General features: G+C 27.8%; 19 protein-coding genes and 1 pseudogene. 1 reads left to right on the forward strand and 19 read right to left on the reverse strand.

From position 1 onward, the window contains the following. Window positions 1-273: 273 nt before the first annotated feature. A complete protein-coding gene (locus tag P4S50_RS11190) occupies window positions 274-477 on the forward strand; it encodes a cold-shock protein (protein WP_277730872.1) in 204 nt (67 codons plus the stop codon). Between the two features lie 235 nt (window positions 478-712). Here the strand turns inward: P4S50_RS11190 and P4S50_RS11195 are convergent. The 19 genes and pseudogenes from P4S50_RS11195 to P4S50_RS11285 form a co-directional block, all read right to left on the reverse strand. Further along, a pseudogene (locus tag P4S50_RS11195) lies at window positions 713-899 on the reverse strand (IS6 family transposase); the annotation flags it as partial. Window positions 900-1028: 129 nt separating this feature from the next. After that, window positions 1029-1514 (reverse strand): SMI1/KNR4 family protein, encoded by a 486-nt coding sequence (locus P4S50_RS11200; RefSeq protein WP_277730873.1) that lies wholly within the window; start codon window positions 1512-1514, stop codon window positions 1029-1031. Window positions 1515-2012: 498 nt separating this feature from the next. Continuing rightward, complete coding sequence (locus tag P4S50_RS11205; protein WP_277730874.1) at window positions 2013-2501, reverse strand: immunity protein YezG family protein; 489 nt, start codon at window positions 2499-2501, stop codon at window positions 2013-2015. Window positions 2502-2555: 54 nt separating this feature from the next. After that, entirely contained in the window at window positions 2556-3053 is a 498-nt protein-coding gene (locus P4S50_RS11210; RefSeq protein ID WP_277730875.1) for a hypothetical protein, read from the reverse strand. Between the two features lie 121 nt (window positions 3054-3174). Further along, window positions 3175-3558, reverse strand: coding sequence for a hypothetical protein (locus tag P4S50_RS11215; RefSeq protein WP_277730876.1), 384 nt, complete (start codon window positions 3556-3558; stop codon window positions 3175-3177). Between the two features lie 487 nt (window positions 3559-4045). Further along, window positions 4046-4540, reverse strand: coding sequence for an SUKH-3 domain-containing protein (locus tag P4S50_RS11220; protein WP_277730877.1), 495 nt, complete (start codon window positions 4538-4540; stop codon window positions 4046-4048). A gap of 349 nt (window positions 4541-4889) precedes the next feature. Beyond that, the gene (locus tag P4S50_RS11225) at window positions 4890-5168 is read right to left on the reverse strand and encodes a hypothetical protein (protein ID WP_277730878.1); all 279 of its coding nucleotides are present in this window, start codon (window positions 5166-5168) and stop codon (window positions 4890-4892) included. Between the two features lie 597 nt (window positions 5169-5765). Next, entirely contained in the window at window positions 5766-6146 is a 381-nt protein-coding gene (locus tag P4S50_RS11230; RefSeq protein ID WP_277730879.1) for a hypothetical protein, read from the reverse strand. A gap of 957 nt (window positions 6147-7103) precedes the next feature. After that, window positions 7104-7571 (reverse strand): toxin-antitoxin system YwqK family antitoxin, encoded by a 468-nt coding sequence (locus P4S50_RS11235; protein ID WP_277730880.1) that lies wholly within the window; start codon window positions 7569-7571, stop codon window positions 7104-7106. A gap of 643 nt (window positions 7572-8214) precedes the next feature. Next, the gene (locus tag P4S50_RS11240) at window positions 8215-9738 is read right to left on the reverse strand and encodes a YifB family Mg chelatase-like AAA ATPase (protein ID WP_277730881.1); all 1524 of its coding nucleotides are present in this window, start codon (window positions 9736-9738) and stop codon (window positions 8215-8217) included. Between the two features lie 13 nt (window positions 9739-9751). Next, window positions 9752-10105: a YraN family protein gene (locus P4S50_RS11245; RefSeq protein ID WP_277730882.1), complete on the reverse strand. Its 354-nt coding sequence runs from the start codon at window positions 10103-10105 to the stop codon at window positions 9752-9754. 66 nt (window positions 10106-10171) lie between these two features. Next, the gene (locus tag P4S50_RS11250) at window positions 10172-10444 is read right to left on the reverse strand and encodes an EscU/YscU/HrcU family type III secretion system export apparatus switch protein (RefSeq protein ID WP_277730883.1); all 273 of its coding nucleotides are present in this window, start codon (window positions 10442-10444) and stop codon (window positions 10172-10174) included. 4 nt (window positions 10445-10448) lie between these two features. After that, complete coding sequence (locus P4S50_RS11255; RefSeq protein WP_277730884.1) at window positions 10449-11912, reverse strand: coiled-coil domain-containing protein; 1464 nt, start codon at window positions 11910-11912, stop codon at window positions 10449-10451. A gap of 12 nt (window positions 11913-11924) precedes the next feature. Further along, window positions 11925-12683, reverse strand: coding sequence for a ribonuclease HII (locus P4S50_RS11260; protein WP_277734726.1), 759 nt, complete (start codon window positions 12681-12683; stop codon window positions 11925-11927). 489 nt (window positions 12684-13172) lie between these two features. Continuing rightward, window positions 13173-14042, reverse strand: coding sequence for a ribosome biogenesis GTPase YlqF (gene ylqF, locus P4S50_RS11265; protein WP_277734727.1), 870 nt, complete (start codon window positions 14040-14042; stop codon window positions 13173-13175). Between the two features lie 78 nt (window positions 14043-14120). Beyond that, complete coding sequence (rplS, locus tag P4S50_RS11270) at window positions 14121-14462, reverse strand: 50S ribosomal protein L19 (protein WP_277730885.1); 342 nt, start codon at window positions 14460-14462, stop codon at window positions 14121-14123. Between the two features lie 112 nt (window positions 14463-14574). After that, the gene (trmD, locus tag P4S50_RS11275; protein ID WP_277730886.1) at window positions 14575-15300 is read right to left on the reverse strand and encodes a tRNA (guanosine(37)-N1)-methyltransferase TrmD; all 726 of its coding nucleotides are present in this window, start codon (window positions 15298-15300) and stop codon (window positions 14575-14577) included. After that, entirely contained in the window at window positions 15300-15803 is a 504-nt protein-coding gene (gene rimM / locus P4S50_RS11280) for a ribosome maturation factor RimM (RefSeq protein WP_277730887.1), read from the reverse strand. Before rimM ends, trmD begins: the two co-directional genes overlap by 1 nt. A 58-nt stretch (window positions 15804-15861) precedes the next feature. Continuing rightward, window positions 15862-16092 carry a KH domain-containing protein gene (locus P4S50_RS11285; RefSeq protein WP_248483677.1) on the reverse strand — a complete coding sequence of 77 codons (231 nt, stop codon included), beginning with the start codon at window positions 16090-16092 and terminating at the stop codon, window positions 15862-15864.

A 16092-nucleotide genomic window follows, 5' to 3' on the forward strand; every position in this document is an offset into this window, starting at 1 on the left:
ATTCAATCTCCCCTGTACTTTAAATTATAATTTTTCAAATGAACTATTTTCTCTATAGAACTAGTTTATCAGAAAGCTAATCTTTCTAAAATGCCACCTTAATTAATTTTTGTTTTATTTTAAGAAAAAAATGATTGTCGTTTAATTAAGGTAGTATATATTTTTTTAAAATACAAAAAATATATACGATTTTAAAATTAAAAATCAGTAGTAATTAGTAAGTTAATAGAGTTATACATGTTTTGATAATTTTTACTAAATGGAGGCGTTATAATGAGAAATGGTGTTGTAAAATGGTTTAATCCAGAAAAAGGATACGGATTTATAACTTTAGATGAAGGAGAAGATGTATTTGTTCATATATCTGCCGTAAAAGAAAATGGACCTAGAAAAGATTTAGAAGAAGGACAAGATGTTTCACTGGATATAGTAAATGGAGATAAAGGACCTCAAGCTTCAAACGTTACTAAAATATAATGTTCTCTATTTATCATTGAATATTATCTATTATGTTTTTTCCAATTATCAATAACCTAGATTTCGTCTAATAGAAATCTGGGTTATTTTAATAGTTTTTATCTTCCGTTTGATAAATCTATAGTCCTGTTCCAATGTTATTTAATTATTTTACTTGCCTAAAACTGGCTCTACAAGTTAATACTCATCAATAAATAAGTTCTGGTATAGCAACCTCATAAGCTTTGTTCTTATCTACGATTATATAAATTTCATCAACACTCCATGAATCATTTGTTTTCTTTAGTATTTTCTTATTTTTTTCAGTAATAGAAGAATATTCATGTACCCACCCTCATTATTGTTGTGTGAGATATTGATAAACCTCTTTCACTCATCATTTCTACTAAATTTTTATAACTTAATGAATATTTTAGATACCATCACACGCAAGTATTGTTTATGATTCAAAGTGCTTCCACTTAAATAACTTCCTTACATAATCTGTTCTCCAATGTTACAATTTACGAAACAATTGTATAACTGTTTTAATTTTTGCACAAAAACTATGATTACAATAAACTTTCTAAAAATTCCTTAAAAGAACAGCTTATTGGTTTAATAGCATTTTCTTGAACTTCTTTTAAATCAATTCTCTTAAGCTTTTCTTGTGTATAATCAGATTCTATTGCCCCTAACTCATGTTCCCAAAATATTATACATGGATTATCTTGTGATTTTCTATAGTCAAAACAAATATAATTCCCTGCTGGGTCACATCCAAAAGGAAATATATTATGTGGTAATCTCTCTTTAATTCCATTATATACTTCCAATATATTATCTAGGCTATTTTTACAATAGGATAATAAACATCCAAATACTCTTTTTCTACCTTTAACTAAAAACTCTTCTGGCTCTGGGCTACCACCATGATTACAAATAGCACACTCCACATAAGCTTTCGGTAATTTAACTTCCCATACACTTTCTAATTCCATAATTTCCTTCATACTAATTTTTTCATCTGCATAACTCCATTTCACACAATTATTCATTATCTAATTCCTCCTCTCCAAATAACATTACCACCTAAATGATTCGCTTGATGAAGTTTAGCATTAACCAATTCTATTTTTCCTGTTCATTCTCTTTAGGTTGCTTTCATCTATATTAAGATGTAGTTTTACAAGTTCTCCTTTTATATACATTATTTTTCGTTCAAGGAACTTTCCTTTTAATTTTCAAAGTACAAGACATCGATTTATCTAACTTTGGTTCCTTATCCTCCTCTAACACAAATGAATATAACGTTTTTCCTTATTTAATTTTTAATCTTTATTAAAAAGATAAAAAATGTTCTTTATTATTAATTAAATCATTTTATCATTATTTCTAAATTTAGACAGAACACATTAGTTTTCTTCAATGTATTCTGTCTTTGCTTTTAAAATATATTCATATTGCAAATGCTTTCACTCAAATATATTCTTTATAATAATCCCTTCTATATTTTTACAATTTTTAATATTACTACTGATTTTTATATCAAAACATCAGTTATTACTTTCTTCAATAAACTGTTCAATTTTTTTTATCTTATTTCTATCATTTTCATTTTTAGGTTCTATCTTCAAATATTTCTTCTGCCAAAATTTCATTATATCCGTCGGTCCAAATTCAGAATTTTCCCACTTTGCATAATCAAAATCGACTTTTAATCTCCCTTGAGAAGATAAAATAATTGTAATTGAAAACCAAGGTTCCTGATTATTATCAATAAAAACTTGTTTAAGTTGATTAGTTAAATCAAACAATTCATCCTCTAAATCCTCATATATTTCCGTGTCACCATTATACAATTCCATAATATCGTAACAATAAATATATTTTTCCTTTTCTTCAGGTGTATTATAGAAAAAATATACTCCCCCTTCTCCATTCTCTACTTCTCCATTAAAATAAAATGTATCCCATTCAACCGGAATCATTTCATTTACTTTTTCTGCTATTTTTCTATATAAAGAATTCATTTGTTTTTCCACGAATTTAACCTCCTGCTCTATTTGATATTTTCTTACTAATTGGAAGATTATCTCCTATGTTTTTGATACACCCTTTACAAAATCAATGCCTTTAAAGGCCATCTTAACTTTTTTACATAAGCTAATTTTTCCAATTGATGCAACTTTACTAGAAAGAACAATTATACCTATTTCAAACCCAGCTCTATCTATAAATCTCGCTCTTATATTTGCATCTCCGTGGATAAGATTCTTAACAAAAGAATCTCCTATTGCTTCATCAATAGTTGCAAATACTGGAATAGGATTTAAAAACATCTGACCAAGCCCTAGAGTAGTCCTTATTTGATGTCTACACATATCATATATGCCTGTAACCACTTCATTTACACTATCACCAATACCACCTAAGAGATTTGCTGCCGCAAGTACACTACCCATAAGTTCTAGTAGGTTAATAGGAAAATCTTTATAATCTTTTTCTGATAAACTTCCTTCAAAGTAAACTCCTAAATAAGACCTTTCATGTCCTTCAAAAGATATTTTTAATATTTTTTCTATTTCATTTATCACTATTGCATAAGTTATATAGGCACTTTTTATATAATTCGCTAGCTTTTTATTCTTTCTATCATTCTAGATAAAAAACTCGTAATTTACATTTAGTAAATTATGAGTTTTTTCATTCAATTTTCTATTCTATACGTTCTATTATTAACTTTATACCTTCTTTTTCCATTTTATTTCCTAATGCTTTCATTTCAGTTGCTGTTCCCTCAAATGTTATTAATTCCACTTTCTTCAATTCCTTTATTTTTTCCATTGAATATAAATATTTTTGTCTTAAAAACTTTAAACATTTTATTTTATCATAACATTTTAGTTGCCATAAACCACTTTCCTGTATTATCTCATCTCTAAATTTTTCTGGAATTATAGTGCTATCCTCATCGCTCGAAAAACCACATTCACAGTTGTACTGCATAAAGAATAAAACTTCGCCTCTAGATATTGTCTGATTATAATTTACTTTAATAATTTTTTTACACATTGGACATTCATATTTTAAAAAAGGCATTTTATCACTCTCAACATTTTTTAATTTTTTGGTGTTGCTTTTAGTTCATCATTACAAGGTATGTATGTTTCTTTTTGTGTTACTTTAGATACTACTTATTCATCAAGAAAACCTAAAAAAACAGTTATCATATGATAACCGTAATAGCAAAAAAATTATTTAACATTATTAAGTAAATCTTGTTTTAACTTTTTAGTTTCAAAAAACAAACATTTATTTGTCCAAAGTTCATTCTTTAGCGCCTCTACCAAAAATGAATACAACGTTTTTCCTTATTTAAATTTCATTATAAAAACACAATATTATAAAAATATTAAATTAAGCTTTTATGTATTAATACAGTTCTTTAAATAAATCTATAATAGAATTTATTTGTCAATATTATGAAATAATTATGTAACTGTTTTTATTTTCACACCAAAATCAATTATTACTAAATGCTCATTTTTATACTTGTATTTCACAAATGGAACTAATGCAATTTCACTTACATTTTATTCTTAAGATACCAATCTATATTATCATTTTTACCTAATTCTCTCCAAGTTAAAGGTCTTTCACCTCGTTGATCTCCAAATCTACTATTCCAAAACTTGTAATCATTACTATTAAGTAATCCTTCATAAGTGTAGAATTCACCGCTTTCTGATATATATGCCAAAATCTCTCCATTTGCTATTTCGGCTATTGGTATGGTTTTTTCTCCAACTTTTTTATCTTGATTAATATTTTTTTTATATGGACCTATAATGTCTTTAATATAAGTTGAATACTCCATAGTATTTTCATCATCATCTTCATCAAAAGGCTCATATTCTAATACTATCTTTAAATCACCATATTCCTCAAGAAATTTTTTTAATGCATCGAATACTTCGTATCCCATATTTTGTAAAAATTTTATATGTTCTGATATATCTATCTTTCTTCCTTCATACCAACCTGCTTTTTTTAATACTCTCTTGGTTTCTTCTAATAACATTCAACAACACTCCATATTTCTTTACAATTTTCTACACTCTAATCATTTTGAAAACTATAATTTCCATAATCTCTATTTTTTATAGTAAGTTTAGAGTAAATCATTTAGCAAATAACTAGGTCCTAAAACTTAAGATCACAGAATCTATCTGATTAACGTTTTATTTCAATTGATTTTTATAACACCATTCTGAATCAAACTCCTTGCTTTTAGCTAATTTTTCAATATCCTCATATGTATAGTAGCATTTTAATTCATCATAAAATATATCATCCAAATTTAATTTCATATACTCATATATAAAATCTAGAAGCATTTTAGACGATCTAAAATCTTCAATATTAATACATTATTGATAGTTATTTTCCTGATCAATAAAGTTGAATATTCCATTAACCATATTATCAACATCATTATACGCATACATAATAAATTGATTTTCAGTGTCCCCTTCATTATATTTAAAAATAAATGTCACAAATTCATACCTACCATCATCATTTTTTTCAAATTTTATTCCATCCAAACAGATAATACTGGCTTTATTAGCTGAATGCATTATATCATGTGTTAACTTATCAAAGTCAAATTCATGCTTCTTCTTTAATAAAATTCCAGATAACCCCATTACTTAACCACTCCTTTTAATAATAGGAGACTATTTATATAACCATTTAATTATTTTTGTGATAGATATTGATGAACCTATTTCACGCATCGTTTCTATAGCTTAAGGAATATTTTGGACATCATATCATACATAAAAATATTATTTATAATTTAAAGCACTTCTATTTAAATGAAGTCTCTGAGATACTCTTTTCTCAAAATCTTGCAATTTTGAAAATGATTATATCACTGTTTCTTTGACACCAGAACCATTTTATTTGACGTATTCAATTTTTATACCGTCATTTTTAAGTTCACTAACTCCGATAAGAAATCATAAACTAACTATTCACAATATCTACAACATAATGCATTTCATACTCATATGCATTTCTCCATCCATCATTTTTAAGTAACAGGCTTTAGTGTTTCAAAGTCTACCAGTATTTTATCATATAAAAAGCAATAAATTAGCTTACTTATTTTTCATCTAGTTCATTGTATCCTTTTTTACTACATTTCCAATATTAAACAATTGCCTTTATCTTTATTTTCATTCAATACCAATTGAAGACACTGTGCTCTGTAGTTATATTCATTAAAATAACGTAGTAAACTATTTCAACTCTACTATTGAAATATTTAGCTTGTTTTGTTCAGCTTTAGTAATTAGTTCTTCTGCTTCCTCTGGTAGAAATACACCAAACTCCCATTCAGATGTCCCTTCTATAATATTCAATAATTCACCATTAGGTACTGAAGTAATTAGAGGACATATTTTTTTCAAAACTCCAACTTGCTTTGATAAGGACATATCATTTGACCAATATATTATACCTTTGAACTTCTTTACTTGTTCATTTATTAGATTAGGAGCAATTTCACCCAAAACAGTGAATTCTTTCCCATCCATTGGACTCATATAAGTTTTTATTATACCTTCCTCCTTAACCAAGATAGGTTTTTGTTGTTTTAAATTCTGTTCATTACTATTCATTAGTTCACCTCTTTAATATTTATTTTTTTAAGTGTCTATATTCACCATTTGTATTAATAAAGTTCTATATCTCTAAATCAAGCCTGATTTCCCAAGACTATCAACGCTTCTTTGCCAAATATAAGCTTCAAATTCGTTCGTCCTCCTATATGTTTGTGGAGTAATAATGTTTAGCTTCATGCGTTACATATCCAGCGGCACGTTCAGATGTTAAAATATGGTCAGTATAAATTTATATTTTATTTTCACCAAAGACATATTGCTCTGCCCATCCTCTTGGATGTGTTTTAGCTATATTTAACTCTAAATGACCACGTTTTAAAAGCTTTGCAGCTGCTTGCTCTTCAACGCTCCCAGATTGTCTTAATGCTCTAATTATGTTAGCTTGATTAATTTCTGATGATTCAGCTGCTAATTGACCTGGATGAATACTTGCAGCTTCAGCCTCCCCCTCTCCAGCCTTACTACTTCCTTTAGCAACTGTTTCATTGTAGTTTTTCTGAACTGGCGTTTGTTCAATCTTATTTATTCCATTATCAACTTCATCTGCATAGTTTCCATGTATATTTGGTACCCCATCCCCAACTAGTTGAAGTCCATTTCTGAATTTAATATTATCTAAAGCATTTACAAAATTATTCGCTTTTTCTGCATATTCTTCTCCAAATTCTTTAGCTATATTTTGAGCTTTATTTAAATATTTTTCTCCAAATTCATTTCCTACTTCTGTAAGCTTATTTATATTATTATCTATTGAATTAAATATTTTGCTTGCACCTTTTTTAAGCCACGGTGATACTGCTGGTGATCCTTCTGATGCTAGTTTTTTAAGACCTTTCCCTCCATAGTGAAATGCTCCACCTGTTAGAATTCCTATTCCAACATCAAATCCTAATGTCCAAGGATCTATTTTTCCATCTTCTAGTGTTTGTCTTACGCAGCTTTCAAAACCGTTTGTTATTCCATTTTATTATTTTTATTTTCTGATTCTCTAAGCCTCAATAAAGTACTATAATTTGAATTTGGATCATTAGAGTCAAGCTCTCTATTTTCAATAAGATTACCTTTTTCATCCCATTCTTGATAGTCAAGCTCAATTCCAAACTCATAATTAGCAATTAATTTTATTGACCCGTTTTTATACCAGTAAATCTTACGTCCATGACTACTTCCTCTTCTTAATTCATACTCACGCATAAGTTCTCCTGTAGAATACCATTCTCTACACATTCCATTAGCAAATCCATTTTCATATGGAATTAATTCTCTTATATTCCCATTTTGATACAGTTCATAACCAAGACCAGTAAATAATTCATCATTATAAAAAAACCTATCACCTATATCTCCATATTCTAGTAACTCTATATTTATAGCATACTTAAATAAATTTAATTTTTCGTTTGTACTTTTATATTTATCCATTTTTATTTATTCTCCTCCATTTGTTTTTTTATTAATTTTGTCATTTTAAAAATATATTTTTCATTATATTTTAATCCTTTAGGTCTATATTTTCTTCCTCATATATTTGCTTTTTAATAATTTTTTCTATATTTTTGAACAATAACTCATTTTTAAACTTCATGGTTCCCTTTACAATAATGCAAAATATTACCACTTAGCTTCTTTTTTTTCAATACTTTACATATGGTTTGATACATATTACCTATATAATTTTTTTGAAAAACAAATAAAAAAGTAACTTTCACGACATCAAATCACCTATTTATTCAATCAAATTCTTTTTATATTACAATATTAAAGTTTGTATTAATTTAATTATTTTTTTATAAACAAACAAAAAAATCGGCAAAAGAATATATTCTTTTGCCGATTTTTTAATTACAATTTAACAAACTAATTAAAATACATTTTTGTAAATAATTTTATTTTAAATTATAAACATTTTTTTATTATTAATTCCTTATAAAAACAACTTATATTTACAATATGTTTACTTTTTCTCACATAACAATAAATTTAATTGTCATATTGTATAAACAAATACCACATAGTATTTTTTTGCTGTTTATTATATTTAAGCATAGTTTTTCCTTCAAATACTCTATCCCCAATAATTATAGTAAGCCTTCCTAAATGAAAGTGCCTCAGCTATATGACTAACTTTTATATCCTCTCCTTCAAGATCAGCTATAGTTCTTGAAGTTTTTAAAAGCTTATGATAACTTCTCGAACTGAATTTATACTTGGTAAATACAGTCTTTACAAAATCCTTACATTCTTCATCCAAATAGCAATAAATTTCTATTTTCTTAGTATTTATATCATTATTAGTGTATATACCTTCATCCTCGTATCTTTCACTTTGAATTTTTCTAGCCTTTTCAACCCTCTTTTTTACATCGCTTGAAGTCTCTTCTTTATGATTACTTTGGAACTCTTCAAAATTTATAGGATTTACCTCAACAAATAAATCAAATCTATCAAGAAGTGGCCCTGACGCTCTATTTAAGTATCTATTAACCTCATTACTAGTACACTTACATTCCCTAGTATCATCTGAAAAATAGCCACAGTGACACGGATTCATAGCAGAAATTACTAAAGAATTACAGGGATAGGTTTGATTTATTTTAACTCTAGATATATTAATATATTTATCTTCTATAGGCTGTCTTAAAGTTTCCAAAGTTCTTCTGTCAAACTCAAGCATCTCATCTAAAAAAAGAACTCCTCTATGAGAAAGTACCACCTCTCCAGGCTTTGCATCTCTTCCTCCTCCTATTAAGGCAGTCTTGGTAGCTGTATGATGTATTTGTCTAAAAGGTCTCCTGGTTATTATACCTATATCTTCATCTATAAGTCCAGCTGCACTGTATATCTTACTAACTTCTATCATCTCTTCTTCTGTCATATCTGGTAGTATAGTGTTTATCCTTTTTGCTATCATTGTCTTTCCACTTCCTGGAGGCCCTATCATTAACATATTGTGGTTTCCAGCTGCTGCTATTTCCATGGCTCTTTTAACAAAATAGTTTCCTTTTATATCTGAAAAATCCAATCTATACTCCTCCTTTTTAATCAGGTTTCCTTCCTTAACATATCTTTCAATCTCTGTATTTCCAACTAAAAAATCTATAACCTGTCTCAGATTTTCTACAGGATATAGCTCAACCCCATCTATATAAGATGCTTCCTTCAAATTCTGATATGGCAAAAACACTCTCTTAATATTATTAGATTTTGCATTTATTATTATAGGAAGTACTCCTCTCACTTTTTTCAACTTTCCATCTAAAGCTAGTTCTCCTAAAAATAAAGTTTCACTCATATACTCTTCATTTGATTCATATAAGCTATTTAACATTCCAACAGCCATAGCAAGATCAAAATACGGTCCTTCCTTTCTTATATCAGCAGGTGATAGGTTTATAACTATCCTAGAATTCAAAAAATCATATCCTGAATTAATTATTGCAGACTTTACCCTCTCTTTAGCTTCTTTGATAGATGTATCAGGAAGTCCTATTATATTAAGTATTGGAAGTCCCTTCGTTATATCCACCTCAACATCTACAACAAAACCATCTATTCCTATCAAACAAGAACTCTTTATCTTACAAAACACATAAACACCACCCTTAGTTAACACAAAACGCATTCTCTATATGATTGATATTGTTATTCCTTAAATACACTTCTATAACATCAAACCCTATATCCATATTATTTATATTCTTATACTTAATGTATTGAGTTGCAGTAGATATTATCTTTCTCTGCTTTTTATAATTTACAGCCTCACATGGATATCCATAATTTATAGAATTTCTTGATTTGACTTCTATAAATGATATTTTATTACCCTTAAGAGCTATCAAATCAATCTCACCAATTTTTGTTCTATAATTTTTCTCAAGTATATGAAAGTTATTTTTTATCAAATAATTGCAGGCAATCTTTTCTCCTAAAATCCCTTTTTCCTTGTTATTCATAATTTCCTCCAAATATAAAAATACCCATAATCTTCTTATTTAGATTATGGGTATTAAAAAATAAATTTATACAGTTTTAGAATCTATATCAGATATGAATATCAAAATTTCTGCAACAGCCTCGTAAAGCTCTTGTGGTATTTCTTGTCCAAGTTCTAGATGTTCAAGTTGTTTTGCAAGTTTATCATCCTTATATATAGGTATATTATTTTCTTTAGCAGTTTCTAATATCTTATCTGCAATCTTACCTTTTCCTTTACCTATAAGTTTTGGAGCATCATCTTTATCTACATTATACTTTAATGCTGTAGCTATTTTTATTCCCTTATTTAAATTCATATAATCACACCCACATATTAAAATTAGAAAACTTATTGTTTATATACTCAATATTATTTAATATTGGCTCGTTCTCAGTTTTTATCTTGTAGTTTATATGTATATTATTTATTCCTATACTCTTTAATACACCTATTAGCTTTTTCTCATTTTTCACAAACATATTCTTTGTTTTTTCATCTTTTAATCCAAATACTATATTTAGATCCTCATTATAGTAATTTAGCATAGTATCTATTCTGCTTAAATTATGAGTGTCTAATGATATAAGTATGCTTATAGATTTTTTATTATTTTTTTTGTCTTTTGTTTGTTCTGATAGAAGGATTTCAGCTAAATTTTTGTACTCTTTATATTCAAAAGGAATCTGAAAATACATATATTCATTTGATATATCATTTAAAAGCTCAAGCTTTTGATTTACCTCATGAAATTCCCCTTTAAGACTTTCCCCCAGCTTTATCTCATTTTGAATATTCAAAGTTTTAACTAGAGAATCCATATTCTGCTTTATTTTCTCAACATCAACTTTTTTGTCTGTATTTAAATTTTGTACTATACTTTTTATTATCTTCTTTATATCTTCTTTAGGTGAATTTTCAGTTTTAATAACTTCTTTTTCCGTATCTAATTTAGTAACTTCATCTTTAGCTGTCTTTAGTTTTAGTATATCTTCTTTTACATTTTCCAGTTTGTTTTCTTGAGTATTTTCAACTAAACTTTTATTTGAACTTATATCTTCATCCAATATATTATTTATTTCCTTTAATATATCATCTAATTTTTCTCCTTTTAAAAGAGAATCTAGTGTCTTCATATTATCTATATTTATTTCAAACTTATTCTTAAATAAAAAAAGTATATTTTTCTCTTTAGGGCCTATATTCTTTAAATCTTTTAAAAAATCAAGTATATTCTTTCCCTCTTTATTTATATATATATCTTTTACTATTTCTTTCATTTCTTTAGTTTCTATATTTTCTATATTCTTATTTAATATTTCAACTTCTTCTTTTGTAAGTCTTGATAGTATATTAAATGATCCTATATTATCTTTTATAATTTTTAGATTCTTAACATTTACAGGAATATTTTGCTTTATCATCTCTTTTATAAGTGATTTATTTTCTTCATTATTAGGTAGTTTAAGATCACTTACCAAATTATTGATCTTAGCATCTAGCTCTTTTTCAAGAGCTGTCCCCTCTATTTGCGGCTGAAGAACTATATTTTTATCACTATTTAAGACTTTAAAGTTAACCTGTTCTCCAAGCAAGTTTTCAAGAGGAATATTACTATTTGCCATAAACTCTTTACCATTTTGGAGAAGAATCTTTACTGCATTAGATTTAACATCTAATATTTTTCCTGTTACTGATTCATTATTTTTCACAGCATCATTTATCTGTTTATTTCCCTTAGCACCTATAGTTCTTAAATTAAAATCACTATATCCCGAAATTCTCATATTAGTCTCCGTTTATAAAATAGATTTGAGAAAGGATCTTCTATGAATAGGCGTTATCCCATGAGCCTCTATAGCCTCATAATGTTGTTTTGTTCCATACCCTTTATGCTTTGAAAATCCATACTCACTATATTTATCGTCATATTCATACATAAGTTTATCCCTAGTTACTTTAGCTAAAATACTAGCTGCTGCTATTGATATAGATTTACTATCCCCTTTTATTATACCTTTTTGATGTATATCTATATTAGGTATAGTAACTGCATCTATTAATAAACAATCTGGTTTATTCTTTAAATTATTTATAGCTTTTTTCATAGCAAGGTATGTAGCATTTAATATATTAATGTCATCTATCTTATCATTATCAACTATTCCTATACCATAATCCAGTGCTTCATTTTTTATTGTTTCAAACAATTCATTTCTTTTTTCTTCACTAAGTTTTTTAGAATCATTTATATACTTTATATCTACATCCTTATCAAATACAACAACAGCTGCAACAACAGGTCCAGCCAAAGGCCCCCTTCCAGCTTCGTCTATCCCACCTATATAAATATATCCATTTTCATAACAGTCTCTTTCAAATTCCTGTATTCTATGTATTCTCTCTTCTTCTTTTCTTAAAGCATCTAGTTTTTTAGACAATTTAACTGCTATCTTTTGAACAGATTTTCTCTCATCCTTACTCAGAATATCTACATACTTCATATAATCATTTTCATCTATATTATTTACAAACTCATTTATATCCTTTACTTTCATATTCTCAAACACATTTTTTCCCCCTTTTTATTCTTTATAAACCTAAACTTAATTCAGAAGCTGTTTTTATTCCAGCTGAATTTTTAGTTACGTGTGTCCTGCCGGTAAACTAATCCAGAAGCTGTTAAGTTATTATCTCCATTCCTAAGAGTATAGAGTCTTATAGCTTTGGCATAAAATCTAGCTTTATATCACTTATCAATCACTGAATTACTAATTTTAAAAATCATGCTTATTAAAATGTTAGTTACTTTTAGTTAAATATTTTACTATCAAACTTAGATTGTGACGTTTGAATATCCGTTAAAAAAGTTCGTTGTCTGACCAACAGGAGTTTAGAACTTTTAGGATATTTAAATAAGTCACAGTCTTTAGTTTGATTAAAATTTTGACTTAAGTAGCGTTATTTTAGTAAGTATGATTTTTTGCTTAAGCACATAATTTTAATCATTGTATAAAAATAGAGAAAGAATTAATTCTTTCTCTAGCTTATTTTTCAAAGTCCGAAGGCACTTCTAAAGTCATTTTTCCTGTTTTACCATCTCTAAATTCATTTAGAACTATCTTTGCAACTCTTGTATAATCTATTTCTTTACGTGCCATTAAGCATCCTCTTTTAACTCCTATCATCTCCATAGTTTCAAGAGGTGTTTGACCTAATTCTTCTAGCTTATATCTTTCTTTTAAGTTATCAGGATATATATCTTCAAGCTTTTCTATAAATCTTAAAGCAAGTGTCTCTATATCTAGTATTTCATCCTTTATAGCTCTTGTAAATGCTAGATTCATAGCTACATTTTCATCTTCAAATCTTGGCCAAAGTATTCCAGGTGTATCTAGAAGTTCTAAATCTCCTTTTAATTTAACCCATTGATTTCCCTTTGTAACTCCAGGTCTATCTCCAGTTTGAGTACTTTTTCTTTTAGCAAGCTTGTTTATAAGTGTTGATTTACCTACATTTGGAACTCCAACTATCATAAGTCTAATAGCTCTTTCTTTTCTTCCTTTTTTAACTAATGCTTCCATCTTTTCTCTCATTGCTTCTCTACATTCTTGTATTATCTTATCTACACCTTTTCCAGATATTGTATTTACAGGTATGGCTTTAATACCTCTTGATTCATAATAGTCTTGCCATATTTTTATCTTGCTTGGATCTGCCATATCAGACTTGTTTAAAACTACAACCTTTGGCTTGTCCTTTATTATTCTATCTACATCTGGATTCTTACTACTAAAAGGAATTCTACTATCTAATAGTTCTACTACTACATCTATTAGTTTAAGATTTTTTTGTAGTGCTTCTTTAGTTTTTTTCATATGTCCAGGATACCAGTTTATATTCATTCTATCATCCATTTGTTGCATATTATCACATCCATTTTATATTATAATCTCTATATATATTAAAAGGGACTGAAAAACAGTCCCATTAAATTACTTAGCTTCTTTAATTTTAGCTTTCTTTCCAACTCTTTCACGGATGTAGTAGATCTTAGATCTTCTAACTCTTCCTTTTCTAACAACTTCGATTTTTTCGATTTTTGGAGAGTGAACAGGTAATACTTTTTCAACACCTACACCAAAAGATATTTTTCTTACAGTGAAAGTTTCTCTATTTCCTCCACCTTGTCTTTTGATAACTACTCCTTCAAACATTTGAACTCTTTCTCTTTTACCCTCTTTGATCTTGATATGTACCTTTACAGTATCACCAGTTCCAAATGCAGGTATTTCTTTCTTAAGTTGTTCTTGCTCAATAGCTCTTATTATATCCATCTTTCTTCCTCCTAATCATAGACGTTCTTAATAATTTACTCATAACAGAGGAACGCCCGTTGTTTTCAACCATTAAATTTTATCATTTTTTTTTATTATTTACAATAGTTTTTTATCTTTTTTGTATATATTTCTTATCTTTATCTGTTAATGCAGCTTTTTTCATCAAATCAGGTCTTTTTTGTATAGTTATATCTATAGATTGCTCTCTTCTCCACTGATCTATATTTTTATGATTTCCAGATAATAATACTTTAGGAACTCTCTCACCCATAAATTCTCTCGGTCTTGTATAGTGAGGGTATTCAAGTAAATTGTCTTTAAATGATTCTTCTTCAAAAGATTCATCCTGACCTAAAACACCAGATATTAGTCTTGATATAGAGTCTATTAGTATAAGTGCAGGAAGCTCTCCTCCTGTTAAAACATAGTCTCCTATAGATATCTCATGAGTTACTATAAGATCTATTATTCTTTGATCTATTCCTTCATAATGTCCACATAAAAGAATTATATCATTGTCAACAGAAAACTTCTCAGCCATTGATTGTTTATATACCTTTCCTTTAGGAGTTAAGTATATAACCTTTGGACTTTCTATATTAAATTTTTCTATTATATGCATATAAGTATCGTATATAGGCTGAGGAGTCATGACCATACCTGCTCCCCCACCAAATGGATAATCATCTACTTTTTTATGCTTATTGTTCGAAAAATCTCTTATGTTATAAAGATGTATGTCTATTAACCCTTTGTCACTAGCTCTTTTCATTATACTCTCATTTATATATGACTCAAATATTTGAGGGAATAATGTCATTACATGAATTCTCATTACATCATTCCTTCGATTGGATCTATTATCATTTTTTTATCTTCAATGCTAAGTTCAGGAACGAATTTCTTAAGAGCTGGAATTAATATTTCTTTGTTCTCATCGTTCTTTATTAAGTAAACATCATTAGCTCCAGTTTGTAATACTTCATCCAAAACTCCAACATACTCTCCATCTACTGTATACGCTTTTATTCCTATTAAATCAGATATAAAATATTCATCCTCTTCAAGTTCTCTAGCATTCTCTCTTGGTATTTTAAGATATTTTTTTATAAGCTTTTCAGCATCATTTATACTATCTATTCCTTTTATCTTTAAAATCACTACATTTCCTTTATATCTTACCTTTTCTATTTCATACTTAGTTTTAGTATCATCTGAAATATATACCCACTTTATTTCTTCAAATCTCTCTTTGTAATCAGTTAATGGGTATATTCTCATTTCACCTTTTAGACCTTGAACTTTTACTATTTGCCCTATGTTAAAGTATTCTAGCATTATTTCACCTACCTTTTTATAGTATGCACAAAAAGGACTAGGGTTAACCCTAATCCTTTTATTGAACAATTTCAACACTAACTTGTTTATTCTGCTTAATAGCTGCAGATTTAACTAAGGTTCTAATAGCTTTAGCTATTCTACCTTGTTTTCCTATAACCTTACCCATGTCTTCTTGGGCAACTCTAAGTTCTATGATTATAGAGTGTGTTCCTTCTGTCTCTTTAACAACAACTTCATCAGGGTTATCAACTAGAGATTTAGCTATTTTTTCTACCAATTCTCTCAT

It is taken from the genome of Tepidibacter hydrothermalis (assembly GCF_029542625.1).
GTDB classification, from domain to species: Bacteria; Bacillota; Clostridia; order Peptostreptococcales; family Peptostreptococcaceae; genus Tepidibacter_A; species Tepidibacter_A hydrothermalis.

What these genes read in the sequence shown, in the direction of transcription:
- P4S50_RS11190 (WP_277730872.1), top strand. Translation starts at nt 274, where the DNA reads ATGAGAAATGGTGTTGTAAAATGGTTTAATCCAGAAAAAGGATACGGA.
- P4S50_RS11200 (WP_277730873.1), bottom strand. Translation starts at nt 1,514, where the DNA reads ATGAATAATTGTGTGAAATGGAGTTATGCAGATGAAAAAATTAGTATG.
- P4S50_RS11215 (WP_277730876.1), bottom strand. Translation starts at nt 3,558, where the DNA reads ATGCCTTTTTTAAAATATGAATGTCCAATGTGTAAAAAAATTATTAAA.
- P4S50_RS11220 (WP_277730877.1), bottom strand. Translation starts at nt 4,540, where the DNA reads ATGTTATTAGAAGAAACCAAGAGAGTATTAAAAAAAGCAGGTTGGTAT.
- P4S50_RS11225 (WP_277730878.1), bottom strand. Translation starts at nt 5,168, where the DNA reads ATGGGGTTATCTGGAATTTTATTAAAGAAGAAGCATGAATTTGACTTT.
- P4S50_RS11230 (WP_277730879.1), bottom strand. Translation starts at nt 6,146, where the DNA reads ATGAATAGTAATGAACAGAATTTAAAACAACAAAAACCTATCTTGGTT.
- P4S50_RS11235 (WP_277730880.1), bottom strand. Translation starts at nt 7,571, where the DNA reads ATGGATAAATATAAAAGTACAAACGAAAAATTAAATTTATTTAAGTAT.
- P4S50_RS11245 (WP_277730882.1), bottom strand. Translation starts at nt 10,105, where the DNA reads ATGAATAACAAGGAAAAAGGGATTTTAGGAGAAAAGATTGCCTGCAAT.
- P4S50_RS11250 (WP_277730883.1), bottom strand. Translation starts at nt 10,444, where the DNA reads ATGAATTTAAATAAGGGAATAAAAATAGCTACAGCATTAAAGTATAAT.
- P4S50_RS11255 (WP_277730884.1), bottom strand. Translation starts at nt 11,912, where the DNA reads ATGAGAATTTCGGGATATAGTGATTTTAATTTAAGAACTATAGGTGCT.
- P4S50_RS11260 (WP_277734726.1), bottom strand. Translation starts at nt 12,683, where the DNA reads ATGAAAGTAAAGGATATAAATGAGTTTGTAAATAATATAGATGAAAAT.
- ylqF (WP_277734727.1), bottom strand. Translation starts at nt 14,042, where the DNA reads ATGGATGATAGAATGAATATAAACTGGTATCCTGGACATATGAAAAAA.
- rplS (WP_277730885.1), bottom strand. Translation starts at nt 14,462, where the DNA reads ATGGATATAATAAGAGCTATTGAGCAAGAACAACTTAAGAAAGAAATA.
- trmD (WP_277730886.1), bottom strand. Translation starts at nt 15,300, where the DNA reads ATGAGAATTCATGTAATGACATTATTCCCTCAAATATTTGAGTCATAT.
- rimM (WP_277730887.1), bottom strand. Translation starts at nt 15,803, where the DNA reads ATGCTAGAATACTTTAACATAGGGCAAATAGTAAAAGTTCAAGGTCTA.
- P4S50_RS11285 (WP_248483677.1), bottom strand. Translation starts at nt 16,092, where the DNA reads ATGAGAGAATTGGTAGAAAAAATAGCTAAATCTCTAGTTGATAACCCT.